Raw genomic sequence first — 16,409 nt, forward strand, 5'->3', positions numbered from 1 at the left:
CGCACCGACATGGCCTTTGACGACAAAACCCGAGGCCGGCTGCAAAAGCTGGTGACCACCTGCCGAGGCTTGCTGACGGATGAGTTCCGCATTCAGGTACAGCAAACCTACGGTCTGGACCCGAACACAGGTGATGTGACGTCGCTGGAGCGGCTCACCCACCTCTCAGCTGCCGAGCGTGAGATCGCAGACCTGCTGCGCCAAACCTTGGCGCACTACTTGGCCTCAGAAGGCCTTGACGACTGCTCCGCACAGCGCGTGCCCGTCATCGACCGAATCGTGCGCGAGCAGGCCTTCACCGTGCTGAACCGCCTGGCCGCGCTGCTGATGATGGAGGCGCGTGGCGTGCTGCAACGGCCAGCTGTGGGTTCAGCACAGCAGTCTCCGGCTTTCGAGCTCTACAAGATAGTGGCGGGCAACGCCCTGGGCGAAACCGGTCAGGCCTACCAGACGTTCCTGTTCAGCCTGTTTGACGAATTTGCTCAAGAGCTGCCCGCGCTGTTTGACCGCTTTGCGCCGCAGGGGCGTCTGTTCCCGCGCGAGGCGGCGTTGCTGCAAGTGCTGGCTGAGCTGAATCACCATGAGATTCAGCCTCTGTGGGGGGAAGACGAAACCATTGGCTGGATCTATCAATACTTCAACGATCCCGACGAGCGCAAACGTATGAGGGATCCGAAGCAAGGTGGCTCGCAGGCGCCCCGCAACAGCCGCGAGTTGGCGGTTCGCAACCAGTTCTTTACGCCACGCTATGTAGTCGAGTTTCTGGTCGATAACACGCTAGGGCGTCTGTGGTTCAACGCTACTGGCGACCAAACCATTCTGCGTGAGCGGTGCCAATACCTGCTGGCCAAGCCTGACGAACAGCCAACAGCTGCCCTGCGCCTGCGCGACCCGCGCACCCTGAAGCTGCTGGATCCGGCCTGTGGGTCCATGCACTTTGGGCTGTATGCGTTTGACTTGTTCCTCGCCATCTACCGCGAGGCTTGGGATTGGGAGCAGAGCCACGGCGCGGGCAGCCTGGACGTGAGCACTCAGCCGGATGCGGGCTTGCTGCCGCTGTGTCAAACCTATGCAGATCAAGCGGCCTTCCTTCGCGATGTGCCACGTCTGATCATCGAGCACAGCATCTACGGCGTGGACATCGATCCGCGTGCCGCGCAGATTGCTGCGTTGGCTCTGTGGCTAAGAGCACAGCGCGCCTGGCACGATGACGGCGTCAAGGCAAAGAACAGGCCAGTCGTCGGCCAAGGCAATGTGATTGCAGCCACTGCGCCACCCGCGGAGAAGGCGCTGCGCGACCAGTTCGCGGCGCAGCTCGACAGTCTGGATGCAGCGTTATTCGCCAAGACACTGCAGATGCTCAAGGGCGTACCAGAGCTTGGTGTGCTGCTGCAAATGGAACGAGAGCTGCCGCGTTTGGTGCAAGCCGTTTTTGGTGAACATGGCAGCTTGTTCAAGGAAGCTGATGTAGAACAGTGGCGAAAGGCTGAGGCTCGCCTGCGTGCGGCGCTCCTATCGTTCGCTCAAGCCGCCAAGTCGACCTACCAGGGGAGGCTGTTTGCGCAGGACGCCTTGCAGGGACTGCGGCTGATCGACCTGTGCCGCGAGGTGTTCGATGTGGTGGTGATGAACCCGCCATTTGGAGCGCTGGCGGCAAACACCAAAGACGTGCTCACCAAAGCTTACGCACGCAGCAAGAACGACCTGTTGGCCATCATGGTGGAGCGTGGTTTGGAACTTCTGCGCCCCGGTGGCCGTATCGGCGCTATCACGTCACGCACCTGCTTCTTTCTCTCCAGCTTCCAAGCTTGGCGGGAGCAGGTTGTATTGGGCATTGCGAAGCCTGAGGTCATGGCTGACCTGGGTTATGGGGTGATGGACGATGCGATGGTTGAAGCCGCAGCTTATGTGTTGGAGAAGCAAGCATGACACATTTTCTTCGCCTTCTGGCTGAGTCCGACAAGGCCGCTGCACTGAGCGATGCGTGTGCCCAGTTCAAGCTAGGCGCGTCGGGTGCGTACCACTTTGATATCCCTCCGTCCTCTTTCGATCCAATCCCTGGAAAGCCATTCGCTTATTGGGTCAGCGATGCTGTACGGCGAACATTCCAACGTCTGCCGGAGTTCCAAAGCGGAGCACGTACCGTCAAGCAGGGTCTGGCGACCGCGGACGACTTTCGCTTCGTGCGTGCTTTATGGGAGATCGTTGCTGATGGAACAAAGAAGAGCTGGTTTCCGTTCGCCAAGGGTGGTGCGTACTCACCCTTCTATGCCGATATTCACCTCTGTGTGAATTGGGCAATGAATGGCGCAGAGATTTCGAACTTCATCGATTTGAAGACTGGCAAGCTCTTATCTCGGCCTCAAAACACTGATTTCTATTTTCGATCGGGGTTGACTTGGCCTCTCCGGGCGTCCCGCTTTGCGCCGCAAGCCCTGCCAGCGGGTTCAATTTTTTCTGTCCGCGGTTACTGCGCCTTTCCAGAGCCTGAACACGAGGCCGCAACCTTGGCGCTGTTCAACAGCCGTGCATTCGACTACCTCTTCAAGACAGCCCTCGGTCGCTATGGCTACCCCGAGTTCATCGTTGGCATTCTTCAAATCATGCCCTGGGCTAGACCACAAGGAGCCGACCTTGAGCAGCTTGGGACGCTGGCGCGACGGGCTTGGTCGCTAAAGCGCAAGCTGGATACCGGTGAAGAGACCTCGCACGCGTTCCTGTTACCGGAAGCACTACTGCATCGCGTCGATGCCTACGACCCGAAGGTCATTGAAACAGAGCTCGCCGATATTGCCAGCGAGATCGACCGCATTGCGTTCGACCTGTACGCGTTCGGGCCGGACGATCGTGCCGCTGTGGTGCAGGCCGCTGACGCGAGGGATGAGGATGACGAAGCCTCGGCAGACGACCAGGACGACAACGATGCAGCGGCACCAGCGGCCGCTGGCGATGCGCTGCTTTCGTGGGCGGTCGGCGTGGCTTTCGGCCGCTTCGACTGGCGCTTGGCCACGGGAGAGCGCGCGGCACCGCCGGAGCCCGAACCCTTCGATCCGCTTCCCCCAAAAAGTCCAGGGATGTTGTCTGACGGTGCCACGCCTTTCCATGGCGGTGCTGGCCTCTTGGTTGAGGACACCAGCCATCAGCACGACCTGCCGCACCTGATCGAAGAGGTCTTCGCTCGCGTCGATCTACCCGCGCCTAGCGATGCACGCCGCTGGCTGCAACGGGACTTCTTTCCCTTCCACTTGCAGCGCTATTCCAAGAGCCGTCGAAAAGCGCCCATCTACTGGCCATTGGGCACGACATCGGGTAGCTACACGTTGTGGGTCTACTACCCCAGCCTCACCAGCCAAACGCTCTACACCGCGATCAACGACTTTGTCGAACCAAAGCTCAAACAAGTGGGTGAGGACCTGAGCGCGCTTCGAAACAAGGGCACAGCCCGAACAGAGGAAGACGAGAAGCAGTTTGAAGCCCTTCAGAGCTCGGAGACCGAGTTGCTGGAACTGCGCGACAAGCTGGAGGAGATCGCTCCAGGCTACAAGCCGAATCACGACGACGGTGTACAGATCACCGCTGCGCCGCTCTGGCCGCTCTTTCGCCACAAGCCCTGGCAGAAAGTCTTGAAGGACACCTGGGTCAAGCTGGAAAAGGGCGACTACGACTGGGCTCACCTGGCCATGGCTTACTGGCCTGACCGCGTGCGAGAGAAGTGCAAGACCGACAAGTCGCTGGCCATCGCCCACGGCTTGGAAGACCTGTACGTGGAGCCCGAGGCGGCTCCCAAGAAGACCCGAGGCCGCAAGAAGGCCGACACCTGACCGAACGACGATTCACGATGCGCATCGAAACCTTCATCCAGCAGGAGATCCTGACGCCTCGCATGGCCGACAAAGGCGTGCTGGTGGTGTACGACCCCGAACGCCGCTACCACGGCACCTGCACCAGCCTGGCTGACGAGCGCTGCCGTGTGGTGGATGCCAGCGGCAGCAGCATCCTCAGCCGAGAGCAGGCCGCGCACGCCCTGGTGGAACTAGGCCAGGGCCGCATTGAGCACCTGCTTGTATACGTGCCCACTGCGGCGCCGCTGACTGATGAGGCCCGCCAGCAAGACCCGTTCAGCCCCTACGCCGCCTGCGGGCGCGTGTTCCCCGATGGCGACGGCGACCGCTTTGAAAGCCTGTGCGCGAGCGCCAAGCCCGACCAGGTGCTGGAACTGCGCCGCATCTTCGAGGCTGACCCAAACCCCAGCTTTGCCGTGATCGACGCGCTGGGTGGCGGTGTGGGCTGGCCCAACCTGCGCGCGCTGCTGGGCGTGGAGTCGGGTCGCGACATCTTGCTGGCCCTGTTGGCGCCCAATGCCGAGCAAGAGAAGGCATTGAAGGCGGGCGACACCTGGGTGAACGAGGCGCGCGAGCTGCTGAAGGCCAGCCTGGCGCTCACGCTGCGCACGCGTGGCCGGGCTTGGTCCAGCATTGCAGAAGAGCTGTGGCGCTATGTGCTGTTCAGCGAGTTTGCGTTTGACTTGCCCGGCCCTTTGCCCGTGGCGCTGCAAGACCTGCCCCGTGCACCCGAGGGGGGACAAGTGGTGGTGTTGGCGCTGTGCGATGACCTGCGCAACGACCACCGCACCCAACCCGTGTACATCGACAGGGCGCAGAAGCTTGAGCAGGAGCTGGCCCTAGCCCAACACTGCGTGGCGCTGAAAGACCTGGGCCCGCGAGAAACCTTCCCGTTTGAAGAGCGCAGCGCGCTGGAGCGCGGCATTGATGCGTTCTTGCGCGACGACGTGGACGCCGTACGCCAGACTTTGGATCACCAGCGTCGCTCGGTTTGGGCGGCTCGTGGTGAGAGTCGTCTGAAATGGGACTTGCTGCGTGCCGCGCTGGAACTGAGCCTGCGCTGCGAAGAGCTAGACAGCCAGTTGCCCCAGCACACCCAAGACATGGGCAAGCTGCTGGCCTTCTACACCGGCAGCCTGCGGGAGGCCGACCGCCTGCACCGCGAGTTTGAGCAGGCCCTGGGCGACTTTGAGTGGCAAGACACCCAAGACGCCATGAAGCCCGTGCGCCAGCAGGCCCGCAAGGCCTACGGCCGCCTGGCCGAGAGGGCGCAACTGGCCTTCACCCGCCACCTGCAGGCGGTGGGCTGGCCCTTGTCTGGGCAGCTGGCCAACGCCGATGTTTTTGACCGCTTCGTGGCGCCCAAGCTGCAGCAGCATGGCCACAAGGTGGCCTACTTGATGATCGACGCACTGCGCTATGAATTGGGCGTGGCGCTGGAGCAGCAACTGGTAGAAGACGGCGCCGTGGCCTTGCAAGCTGCGCTGGCCCCGCTGCCCACCATCACCCCCGTGGGCATGGCCGCGCTGCTGCCCGGTGCCGGCCAGCAGCTCAGCCTGCGACGCGACGGCACGGCCCTGGTGCCCCTGCTGGGCGATCAGCCCGTGACAAACGTTGCGCAGCGCATGGACGTGCTGCGTAAGCGCTACGGCCAGCGCTTCGCCGAAGGCCGACTGGAAGAATATGTGCGTGGTCGACTGGACGTGTCCGCTGATGCCGACCTGCTGGTACTGCGCGCGGTAGAGATCGACAGCCACTTCGAGAATCACCCGGACACAGCGCCGACCGAAATCACCAACGCGCTGCGCCGCATTCGCATGGCGTTGCACCGTTTGGCCAAGGTCGGCTTCTACGACGTGGTGATTGCCACCGACCACGGGTTTTTCATTAACACGCACGCAGGTGCTGGCGATGTTTGCCCTAAGCCCGAAGGCAATTGGTTAATCGAGCATGACCGCTGCGCCCTTGGCGATGGGGCTGTGGGCAACACCCATTTCGTGCTGCCCGCGGACAAGGCAGGCATTCGTGGTGAGCTGGCCAAAGTGGCTGGACCACTGACGCTGGCTGCCTACCGGACTGGCCTACCGTACTTCCACGGCGGTGCCTCATTGCAAGAATGCGTCGTGCCGGTTCTGACAGTGCAACTGAAGGCAAAAACCCAGCCCGAGGTGACTCGCGCTTTGGTGCAGATGAGCTACAAAAACGGTGCGTCCAAGGTGACCACGCGCGTGCCGGTGATCGATTTAGCAGTGGACGCAGGCGACATGTTCTCAGCCGACAGTACGTTTGCGATCCTGTTGGAGGCACAGGATGCCAAGGGCAACGTGGTGGGTGAGGCGCGCTCCGGCGGCGCCGTGAATGCCGCTACCGGGACACTGACGCTGCACGCCGGCGAAAAGGTTCAGGTGGCCGTGAAGATGCAGCTTGAGTTCGAGGGCAAGTTCAAGATGAAAGCGCTCGACCCGAAGACCAACGTTGCGTACTGCCAGATCGATCTGGTAACCGACTACACGGTGTAAACCATGGAATACAGCCCAGACGACCTCGACCGCAAGCTCTCGGCCACCTTTGACGGCAAGGTGGTGCGCAAAGACCTGCTCCACCGCATCAAGAAGGGCACAAACGTGCCCACGTTCGTGCTGGAATTCTTGCTTGCACGCTACTGCGCCAGTGATGACGCCGCAGAGATCCAGGCGGGCATGGAAGCCGTCTTGGATACCTTGAACGAGAACTACGTGCGGCCCAACGATGCCAACGCGGCACAGTCACGAGTGGCCACGAAGGGCAAGCACCGCTTTATTGACAAGGTACACGTCAATTACGTGGAGAAGGACCGGCGCCATTGGGCAGCGCTGGAGAACTTCGATTCTCGCCGCGTGGCCATCAGCGAGAAGTATTACCGCGACAACGACCGGCTGCTGCAAGGCGGGCTTTGGGCGGAAGTGACCGTAGCATACAACGAGGTAGAAGACGATAAGTACACCTTCTACGTGGAAGACCTCAGGCCCATCCAGCTCAGTCGATTCGACTTCGACCGCTATTGCGAAGGCCGCGCGGGCTTCACCCGCGATGAGTGGATGGACGTGATCCTGCGCTCCGTCGGCCTTGAACCAGGCAGGCTGTCTGCACGGGTGAAGTTCCACTTCATTGCGCGTCTGGCGCCACTCATCGAGGCAAACTACAACTTCATTGAACTGGGCCCCCGCGGTACAGGAAAATCGTACTTCTTCAGCGAGTTCTCACCCTACTCCACGCTCATCAGTGGAGGCCAGGCCACCAAAGCCGTGCTCTTTTACAACAGCCAGCGCCACAAGATTGGCTTGGTCGGCTTCTGGGACACCGTGGCCTTCGATGAGGTGGGTGGCCTGAAGGTCAAGGATCCCGACACGATCCAGATCATGAAGGATTTCATGGCCAACGGCCGCTTCTCGCGCGGCGTCGAGGTGATCGCGGACGCGTCCCTGGCCTTCGTGGGCAACCTGGATCTGTCTGTGGATCAGATCGTGAACTCGGAGGTGTACGACCTGTTCCAGCCCTTGCCGAAAGAGTTCGACCTGGCAGTGCAGGATCGTTTCGCCTGCTACTTGCCAGGCTGGGAGATGCCCAAGAACAGCAGCGAGTTCTTGACAGGCCGCTACGGGTTCATCACGGACTACTTGGCGGAAGCCTTTCATCACCAACTGAAGCAGACCAACAGGTACGAGGAGGTCAGCAAGCGTATCAAGCTGGGCAGCGAGGTAGAGGGGCGCGACGAGAAAGGGATCAAGAAGACTGTGTGCGCTTTCTTGAAGATCCTGCACCCGCACGGCAGCCCGACCGATGCCGAATTTGAGGAGTACGTGGCTTACGGGGTGGAAGGCCGCCGCCGCGTGAAAGAGCAGATGAACAAGCGCAAGACAGACGACGAATACGCGCGCATCAATCTGTCTTACATCAGCGCTTCGGGGCAAGAGGTTGTCGTGTTCTGTCCCGAATCTCGTAACGCCACGGCCACGCTCGAGCCTAGCCGTCGCAGTATTCATGGTGGAGCGCCGGTGCAGCCACTGGTACCAGCAGACACGCAACCTGCGGCGACATCACTCACGGCGCCTGAAGCCGCTACCGCGTTGGTTGACCCCAAGGTCGGGTTGGCAACCGCAACCACGCCCCCGTCAAGCACGGCATCTGCGGAGGCTGCACTTAACGAGCAGCACTTCACCATCCATTACGGCGACACCGGCCACAGTTATGAGTCCATCGTGTTGCCCTATCTGCGCAACGCACGCACGGTGACCATCGAGGACCCGTACATCCGTGCCACTCATCAGGTCCAGAACTTCGTGCGCTTTTGTGAGGCAGTCATCAAAGTGGCTTCGGTGCGCAATGTCGTTCTGATCACGAGCTACGATGAGACGACAAACCTGCAAGAGTTGGCTGCGCGCTTGGACGAACTCAAGCAAAGCTTGCTGGAGCTGGATGTGGCTTTGGACGTGAAAGTGAATGAGAACCTACACGACCGCGAGATCCGTATCGACAACGGCTGGACCATCAAAATCGGCCGCGGCCTGGATTTCTTTCAGAAGCCAGACAGCTGGTTTGGCATCGGGGCAAATGACATCAGCCTGCGGCGATGTCTGGAAACCAAGGTGGACATCTTCAAGGCGACTGCCGTTTAGTCATTTGAACCCGCCATTGTTCTGAAGGTCTACGGCGCAATTGGATGACCTCCGGAGCACGAGCTCCAATGCGGGCAGCGCAAGGCTGTAGTCTGAAGCCACATGAACAAGGTCCACAGCCCTCAAGAATCATTGACAACGCCGAAGCCCGAGACGGGGGCCGTCCGTGCGCCCCAGGCCAGTGCACAACCTGCCGGGACAGGCCGCGTTTTTAAGTTTTCGTTCAAGAGCATTCCAGTGGTGGATGCAAAGATGCAAGCTCGCCTGGAAGCCGCCGCGCGCAAGCCGCGAAAGGATCGACGCTTCCCTGTCATGATCGATCCGCCAGATGCCTGACCCATGCAGTCTGCACGATACCGACCCGCCGCTTCTGGCGGGTTTTGCCTTTCTGGACGCCGCCATATGCAAGCGAGTCGGGGATCGGCCTGCGCCACGACACCTGTCCGCCAGCGCTGCAAACTTCCCCCATGGCGCCAGCCCCAATCCCGCCTGGTCGATAATGTGACCTTTGCCCGCCGCCGTGCCCTTGGCTGAATGCAAGCGTCCGGGGCGGCAGGCTCGACACAAGAACACCTGCGCCTTCCCGCGGCCTCGCGCCAGGGGCCAAGGCCTTGCCGGCGCCCGCAGCGCCGCCGCAAACCGTTGATTCCCAAGCCAATGAGCGACCTTTCGCAAAGCACCCAGCCCTCCCCGGCCCCTGATCTGTCGGCGCACACCCCCATGATGCAGCAGTACCTGGGCCTGAAAGCCGACTATCCCGACACGCTGGTGTTCTACCGCATGGGCGACTTCTACGAGCTGTTCTTCGGGGACGCGGAGAAGGTGGCTCGGCTGCTGGACATCACGCTGACCACGCGCGGGCAGACGGCGGGGCAGCCGATTCCCATGGCGGGCGTGCCCTTCCATGCGCTGGAGAACTACCTGGGCCGGCTGATCAAGCTGGGCGAGTCGGTGGCCATCTGCGAGCAGGTGGGCGAGGTGGGCGCGGGCAAGGGCCCCGTGGAGCGCAAGGTGGTGCGCGTGGTCACGCCGGGCACGCTGACGGACAGCGAGCTGCTGTCGGACAAGAACGAGGCCATCCTGCTGTCCCTGCACACGGCCGGGCGCCAGCGCTGCGGCCTGGCCTGGATGGCCGTGACGCAGGGGCGCATCCATCTGGCAGAGTGCGCCCAGGATGAGCTGGGTGCCTGGATTTCGCGCATCGCGCCCAGCGAGCTGATCTACAGCGCGGGCGTGACGGAGCGCTTCGAGCAGGGCCTGTTCGCGCTGCGCCATGGCGGCTCCATTGCCTGTCCGCTGTCGCCGCGCCCGGACTGGCAGTTCGACAGCGGCCTGGGCGAGCGCAAGCTGCTGGAGCTGCTGGGCGCAGCCAGCCTCAAGGCCTGGGAGGCGGAAGGCCTGCCGCTGGCACACGCGGCCAGCGCCGCGCTGCTGTCATATGCCGAGCACACGCAGGGGCGCAGCCTGTCCCACATCCACGCCTTGCAGGTGCAGCGCGACGATGAGCTGATCGCCCTGCCGCTGGCCACGCGCCGCAACCTGGAGCTGGTCAAGACGCTTCGCGGCGAGGATTCGCCCACGCTGTTCTCGCTGCTCGATACCTGCATGACGGGCATGGGCAGCCGCCTGCTCAAGACCTGGCTGCTGGAGCCGCGCCGCGACCGCGCCCTGGCCATGGCACGGCTGGAGGCCACGCGGGCGCTGCAAGGCGGCGCCGGGGGCGGCATGGCCGCGCCCTGGCAGCAGTTGCGCGAGCAGCTCAAGGGCGTGAGCGATGTGGAGCGCATCACGGCGCGCACGGCGCTGCGCCAGGTACGCCCGCGCGAACTCGTGGGCCTGGGCCGCACGCTGCAAAAGGCCGCCGTGCTGGCGCGGGCGGGGCAGACGCCGTCCGCCCACCTGACGCAGCTGTTCGCCGACCTGCTGCCGCCCGAGGGCTGCGCCGAACTGCTTGCGCGCGCCATCATGGAGGAACCTGCGGCCCTGGTGCGCGACGGCGGCGTGATCGCCACGGGGTTCGACGCCGAGCTCGACGAGCTGCGCGCCATCCAGAACAACTGCGACGACTTCCTGCTGGAGCTGGAGGCCAAGGAAAAGCTGCTCACGGGCATTCCCAACCTGCGCGTGCAGTTCAACAAGGTCCACGGCTTCTACATCGAGATCACCAACAGCTACAAGGACGCGGTGCCCGAACGCTACCGCCGCCGCCAGACGCTGAAGAACGCCGAGCGCTACATCACGCCCGAGCTGAAAGCCTTCGAGGACAAGGCGCTGTCCGCCCAGGAGCGCGCGCTGCAGCGCGAGAAATTCCTCTACGAGCAGGTGCTGGACCAGCTGCAGCCCCATGTGCCCGCGCTCACGCGCGTGGCCGGGGCCATCGCCTCCATCGACGTGCTGTGCACGCTGGCCGAGCGCTCGCTGACGCTGAACTGGTGCGCGCCCGAGTTCGTGGGCCACCCGTGCATCGAGATCGAGGCCGGCCGCCACCCCGTGGTCGAGGCGCGGATGGCCGAGACTTCGAGCGGCAGCTTCATCGCCAACCACACGCGCATGAACGCCAACACGCGCATGCAGATCATCACCGGCCCCAACATGGGCGGCAAGTCGACCTACATGCGCCAGGTGGCGCTGATCGTGCTGCTGGCCAGCATGGGCTCGCACGTGCCAGCCTCCAGTTGCCGGCTCGGGCCCATCGATGCCATCCACACGCGCATCGGCGCGGCCGACGACCTGGCCAACGCCCAGTCCACCTTCATGATGGAGATGACCGAGGCCGCCCAGATCCTGCACGCGGCCACGCCGCACAGCCTGGTGCTGATGGACGAGATCGGCCGGGGCACCAGCACCTTCGACGGCCTGGCGCTGGCCAGCGGCATCGCGACCCAGTTGCATGACAGGACGCGTGCCTTCACGCTGTTCGCCACGCACTACTTCGAGCTGACCGAGCTGCCAGCCAAGGCGCGCGCGGCGGTGAACATGCATGTGAGCGCCGCCGAGTCGGGCCAGGACATCGTCTTCCTGCACGAGATCCAGCCCGGCCCCGCCAGTCGCAGCTACGGCATCCAGGTCGCCAAGCTGGCGGGCATGCCGGCCGGCGTGCTGCACCACGCGCGCCATGCGCTGGAGGCACTGGAGGCCCATGCCGACGAGGGCCGCCTGCAGGTGGATCTGTTCGATGCGCCCGACATGCCCGCGCCCGAGAGCCGGCACAACCCGCTGGCCGAGGCCCTGGCCGCCATCAATCCCGACGCGCTGAGCCCGCGCGAGGCGCTGGAGGCGCTCTACCAGCTCAAGAAGCTCGCGGCCTGAACACGGGCAATCGCGCCGCACTAAACTTGCCCCCACCGCAGAATCGGACGCCTTCCCATGACTTATTGCGTTGCCATCAAGCTCAACGCCGGCCTGGTCTTCCTGGCCGACTCGCGCACCAATGCCGGCCTCGACCAGATCAGCTCCTTTCGCAAGATGATGGTCTACGAAAACCCCGGCGACCGCTTCATGGTGCTGCTGTCGGCCGGCAACCTGTCCATCACCCAGTCCGTGCGCGAGCTGCTGGAGAGCCAGCAGCTGCGCGACGAGGCCACGGGCGACATGCTGACCATCTGGAACGTGCGCAGCATGTTCGATGCCGCCCGCGTGCTGGGCGCGGCCGTGCGCCATGTGTACGAACGCGATGGCGTGGCCCTGTCGCGCTCGGGCGTGGACTTCAACATCTCGCTGGTGCTGGGCGGCCAGATCCAGGGCGAGAACATGCGCCTGTTCCAGGTCTACTCGGCCGGCAACTTCATCGAGGCCACGAGCGAGACGCCCTACTTCCAGATCGGCGAGTCCAAGTACGGCAAGCCCGTGCTGGACCGCGTGATCACCCCGGCCACGCCGCTGGACGAGGCCGCCAAGTGCGCCCTGGTGTCCATGGACAGCACGCTCAAGTCCAATCTCTCGGTGGGCCTGCCGCTGGACCTGATCGTCTATGAGAAGGACCGCTTCGCCTCGGACAAGATCGTCAGCATCGACGAGAGCAACCCCTATTTCCGCATGCTGCACGACAGCTGGGGCGAGCGCCTGCGCCATGTCTTCGACAGCATCGAGGACCCGGCCTGGGATGGCAGCGCCTCCCACGTGCCCATCCGCGTGCACAGCCGCCAGGCCCAGCCGCTGACCAAGGTCACCGCACCGGCCGGCGCCCTGCGCTCGGCGGCCCGCTCCATGGGGCGGCTGCCGCCCGCGGCGCTGCGCCAGCCCTACCACAGCGGCGCAGGGACGTCCACGGCCGACGGGCTGGCCACCTCGCCGATGACGCCCCAGCAACCGGGCCCGGCCTCGCCCGCGCGCGGCGACGGGCAGCAACCCCTGGGCCATCAGCAAGCCGGCCTGTCGCAGGAGCCCCGGTCGTGACACCTGTCCGGCCGGCTGCGGCCGGTGGCACGCAGGCGGCGCCACTGCCCGTGGTGTTCTCCCATGCCAACAGCTTCGGCCTGCCCACCTACCAGCTGCTGTTCACGCTGCTGGCCGAGCGCGGCATCGCTGCGCGGGGCGTGGAGCGCTTCGGCCATGATCCGCGCTATCCGGTCACCAACAACTGGCCGCACCTCGTCGAGCAACTGACGGAATTCGCGCGCGCTGAAGTCGAGCGCGTCGGCGGACCTGTCTTCCTCGTCGGCCATTCGCTGGGCGGTTTTCTCAGCGTCATGGCGGCGGCCCGCCATCCGGAACTGGCGCGCGGCGTGCTGCTGATCGACTCGCCCCTGCTCAGCGGCTGGCGCGCCAATGCGGTGGGCGTGGCCAAGCGCACCCAGCTCGTGGGCTCGGTCTCCCCGGGCAAGGTCAGCGCACGTCGGCGCAACGCCTGGGACAGCAACGAGGAGGCCCTGGCCTACTTCCGTGCCAAGAAGGCCTTCGCCCACTGGCACCCGCAGGTGCTCCAGGACTATGTGCAGGGCGGGCTGGCCGACGTGGAGGGCCGGCGCATGCTGCACTTCACGCGCGAGGTGGAGACAGCCATCTACAACACCCTGCCGCACAACCTCGCCTCCCTGCTGCACCACCATCCGCTGCGCTGCCCGGCCGCCTTCATCGGCGGGCGCGCCTCGGTGGAAATGCGCCAGGTCGGCATGGACCTCACGCGCCGCATCACCCGCGGCCGCGTGATGATGCTGGACGGCAGCCACCTGTTCCCCATGGAGCGGCCCCACGCCACGGCCGCCGCCATCGAGGCCTCGCTGCTCAATCTGACCGAAAGCCAGGCCTGACGGGCCTGACGGCGAACCCGCGCATCTGCCAAGGCACTCGCCCTGTATGTGCATGCCCTCCTGCGAACGCCACCACCGTTGCGGCAAAGGCACGAAAGACAGATAGATTACATTTATTGACTGTCATGTATTGAAAGTTTATTTAAATTGCATCGTTTGGCAACCTGACAGGGTTCCGGCGCTGCTTCGTGATTCGAATGCTTCACTGGCCATGGAGCCAGCGCATGGCCCCGCCGTTGCCCAATCCACCAGAGAGGGAACCCAGCATGCAACCGAATCCATCGGCCCACCGGCCTTCACGCGCACGCACGAGGAGGGCGCTTTGCGGCGCAGGACTGGCGCTTTACATCCTGGCCGGGCAGGTGATGGCCGCACCGGGCGTTCCCCAGGCACCCTCCGTCGTATGGAGCGAAAACTTCGAGAACCTTCCCAGTCCGACGAATGCGATGGCTGGCGTCGACCTGGAGTCCTACGTGGGCACCAATCCGGCGGGCCAGCAGTACACGGCAGATTCGATGTATCTGATCAACTCGAACCATTGCAATGGAATCATTGCGGCCTTCGACTTGAACCCCAATGCCTCGACCATGGCCACAGCGTGCCAGCTCAAGATCCACTGGAATGGTCTCCAGCAAATGTCCGAGGTGCTGGGGCGGCTCCAGAATGCGGCCACCTCGCGGAAAAACCATGCCTTGGCCATGCTCACCGTCGGAGGCAGCTATCCGGCGAACTCGACCGCCTTCCGCACGAAAACCAATATCCCGCAGAACGTCAACAGCCGCTTTTTCACGGCCAGCGTGGATGTGGTCGCAACCTTCTGCGGTGCTGGCTATCAGCATCCGCTGCTGCGGTTTTCTCTGGTCAATGATGGCGGCGTGTCCCTCCCCTTGTCCGCGTCGGCCATTGACGCATGCGTGGGCGGCCAGAGCTTCGCATCGATCCCAGTCGGCGATGCGCCCTCCCAGGCCGCCATCGCGCGCACCGTGACCTCTCCCGGCGCACTGCTGTTCAGCGGCACATCGGTCGGCTTCATCCTGCACAACGACCAGACCAGCCAGAACGGCAATGACGCCGCCATCGACAACGCCCGCATCCTGGATGTCACGCCGCAGCTGGACAAGGCCTTCGCCCCTGCCGGCATCACGCAGTTGCAGACCTCCCGGCTGACGCTGACAATCACCAACACAACGGACAGACTCGCCAAGAATGGCTGGTCCTTCACGGACAGCCTGCCGGCCGGACTGACCGTGGCGGGCAATGCCGGAACCACCTGCGGCGCCGGCACCGTGGTCACCGCGCCAGCGGGCAGCAACAGCATCCAGGTGAGCTCGGGCAACCTGGTGGCCGGGGCCACGTTCTGCGAAGTTTCCGTCGATGTGAAGGCCGCCGCCGCTGGCAGCTTCACCAACGATGCCACCAACGTCGCGGCGACGGGCCTGAACCTGCCGGTGGACCCCGCCGTGCTGACCGTCACACCGGTGGCCGACATGCTGGCAGTGGATCTGCAGTTTCCCCCTGGCACGCCGGTGGTGGGCACGCCCATCACGGGCAGCTACACCTGTCGCAACAACGGCCCCAGCAGTGCGGACAATGCCAGCTGCTCCGTCACGGGCCTGCCGGCGGGAAGCGTCTCGGCACCGTCCTGCACGCAGGCCTTGCCGATACCCACCCTGGCTGCAGGAGATTCGGTGCAGTGCACCATCACCTTCACGCCCACGACCACGGCCGCACTGACCGCCACGTTGACCGCGGGCTCCGCCACACCGGACCCTGACCCATCGAACAACACCAGGGCCTACCCGATCCAGCCTGCGGCGCCATCGGCCGACATGCAGGCCGTGGACGCCACGGTACCTGCCAATCTGACCGTTGGCGTGCCCGCGACCATCCCCTACTCGTGCCGCAATGCAGGCCCCCAGGCCGCAGCCATGGCCACCTGCACCATTTCGGGTCTGCCACCGGGCTTTTCTTCATCCTGCACCCCGGGCACACCCACGGCCAGCCCCCTGGGCCCCGTGAGCCTGGGCAACACGATCTCGTGCACCGCCATCTTCACGCCCGTCAACGCCAGTTCGCTGACCATCACCGTCACGGCAGGCAGCAGCACCGCGGATCCGGTTCCGTCCAACAACGTCTTGACACGCACGACCCAGGCCCAGGAAAAAAAGGCCGACATGCAGGTCACCAGCGTCACGCTGCCCAGCAGCATCACGGTGGGCACGCAGGTCACGGGCTCCTTCGCCTGCAAGAATGGCGGGACTGACCCCGCCGTCGCGGCCACGTGCACGATCACCGGCCTGCCCGCTGGCGTCCATCCAGCCTGCACGCCCACCGTGCCCACGGCTGCGCCGCTGGCAAACGGCGGCGAGATCTCGTGCACCCTGTCCTTCACCCCCACCACGTCGACCGCGCTGACGGCCACCATCACGGCCGGCAGCACCACCGCCGATCCGGACCTGTCCAACAACACCCGGACCCACCTCCTGAACGTGGCGGCGGCGCCCAACGTGACGGCCGTCCCCGCCACGGGTACCACGGCCCTGGCGCTGACAACCCTGGCCCTGCTGCTGGCGGCGGGCCTGGCGCTGGACAGCCGCGGCAGGCGCGGCAGGCCCTGAAGGCAGACAGCCCCCTGGCCGGGTCTGGCCAGGGGGCTGTCTGCG

9 protein-coding genes are annotated in these 16,409 nt (G+C 64.3%); all 9 read left to right on the plus strand.

What is annotated here, in order from left to right:
* The first annotated feature begins 9 nt into the window (after positions 1-9).
* The 9 genes from L1Z78_RS20515 to L1Z78_RS20555 all read left to right on the plus strand — a co-directional run bounded on the left by L1Z78_RS20515 (position 10) and on the right by L1Z78_RS20555 (position 16,364).
* Positions 10-1,929 (plus strand): BREX-1 system adenine-specific DNA-methyltransferase PglX, encoded by a 1,920-nt coding sequence (locus tag L1Z78_RS20515; RefSeq protein WP_234638191.1) that lies wholly within the window; start codon positions 10-12, stop codon positions 1,927-1,929.
* Positions 1,926-3,821, plus strand: a complete 1,896-nt coding sequence (locus L1Z78_RS20520; RefSeq protein WP_234638192.1) for a BREX-1 system adenine-specific DNA-methyltransferase PglX — start codon at positions 1,926-1,928, stop codon at positions 3,819-3,821. The genes L1Z78_RS20515 and L1Z78_RS20520 overlap by 4 nt, the downstream gene beginning before the upstream one ends.
* 17 nt (positions 3,822-3,838) lie before the next feature.
* Positions 3,839-6,361, plus strand: a complete 2,523-nt coding sequence (locus tag L1Z78_RS20525) for a PglZ domain-containing protein (RefSeq protein ID WP_234638193.1) — start codon at positions 3,839-3,841, stop codon at positions 6,359-6,361.
* A gap of 3 nt (positions 6,362-6,364) precedes the next feature.
* Positions 6,365-8,497, plus strand: a complete 2,133-nt coding sequence (gene brxL / locus L1Z78_RS20530) for a BREX system Lon protease-like protein BrxL (protein WP_234638194.1) — start codon at positions 6,365-6,367, stop codon at positions 8,495-8,497.
* 102 nt (positions 8,498-8,599) lie between these two features.
* Entirely contained in the window at positions 8,600-8,833 is a 234-nt protein-coding gene (locus L1Z78_RS20535; protein ID WP_234638195.1) for a hypothetical protein, read from the plus strand.
* Between the two features lie 384 nt (positions 8,834-9,217).
* The gene (gene mutS, locus L1Z78_RS20540; RefSeq protein ID WP_234642228.1) at positions 9,218-11,806 is read left to right on the plus strand and encodes a DNA mismatch repair protein MutS; all 2,589 of its coding nucleotides are present in this window, start codon (positions 9,218-9,220) and stop codon (positions 11,804-11,806) included.
* A gap of 57 nt (positions 11,807-11,863) precedes the next feature.
* Entirely contained in the window at positions 11,864-12,892 is a 1,029-nt protein-coding gene (locus L1Z78_RS20545) for a proteasome-type protease (RefSeq protein ID WP_234638196.1), read from the plus strand.
* Positions 12,889-13,746 carry an alpha/beta fold hydrolase gene (locus L1Z78_RS20550; protein WP_234638197.1) on the plus strand — a complete coding sequence of 286 codons (858 nt, stop codon included), beginning with the start codon at positions 12,889-12,891 and terminating at the stop codon, positions 13,744-13,746. The genes L1Z78_RS20545 and L1Z78_RS20550 overlap by 4 nt, the downstream gene beginning before the upstream one ends.
* 446 nt (positions 13,747-14,192) lie before the next feature.
* The gene (locus tag L1Z78_RS20555) at positions 14,193-16,364 is read left to right on the plus strand and encodes a hypothetical protein (protein WP_234638198.1); all 2,172 of its coding nucleotides are present in this window, start codon (positions 14,193-14,195) and stop codon (positions 16,362-16,364) included.
* Positions 16,365-16,409: the final 45 nt, after the last annotated feature.

This window comes from Delftia tsuruhatensis (genome assembly GCF_903815225.1).
GTDB lineage: Bacteria > Pseudomonadota > Gammaproteobacteria > Burkholderiales > Burkholderiaceae_C > Comamonas > Comamonas tsuruhatensis_A.

Coding starts and splice junctions, on each gene's coding strand:
- brxL (WP_234638194.1), top strand. CDS start 6,365: ATGGAATACAGCCCAGACGACCTCGACCGCAAGCTCTCGGCCACCTTT.
- L1Z78_RS20555 (WP_234638198.1), top strand. CDS start 14,193: ATGGCTGGCGTCGACCTGGAGTCCTACGTGGGCACCAATCCGGCGGGC.
- L1Z78_RS20545 (WP_234638196.1), top strand. CDS start 11,864: ATGACTTATTGCGTTGCCATCAAGCTCAACGCCGGCCTGGTCTTCCTG.
- mutS (WP_234642228.1), top strand. CDS start 9,218: ATGATGCAGCAGTACCTGGGCCTGAAAGCCGACTATCCCGACACGCTG.
- L1Z78_RS20525 (WP_234638193.1), top strand. CDS start 3,839: ATGCGCATCGAAACCTTCATCCAGCAGGAGATCCTGACGCCTCGCATG.
- L1Z78_RS20535 (WP_234638195.1), top strand. CDS start 8,600: ATGAACAAGGTCCACAGCCCTCAAGAATCATTGACAACGCCGAAGCCC.
- L1Z78_RS20515 (WP_234638191.1), top strand. CDS start 10: ATGGCCTTTGACGACAAAACCCGAGGCCGGCTGCAAAAGCTGGTGACC.
- L1Z78_RS20520 (WP_234638192.1), top strand. CDS start 1,926: ATGACACATTTTCTTCGCCTTCTGGCTGAGTCCGACAAGGCCGCTGCA.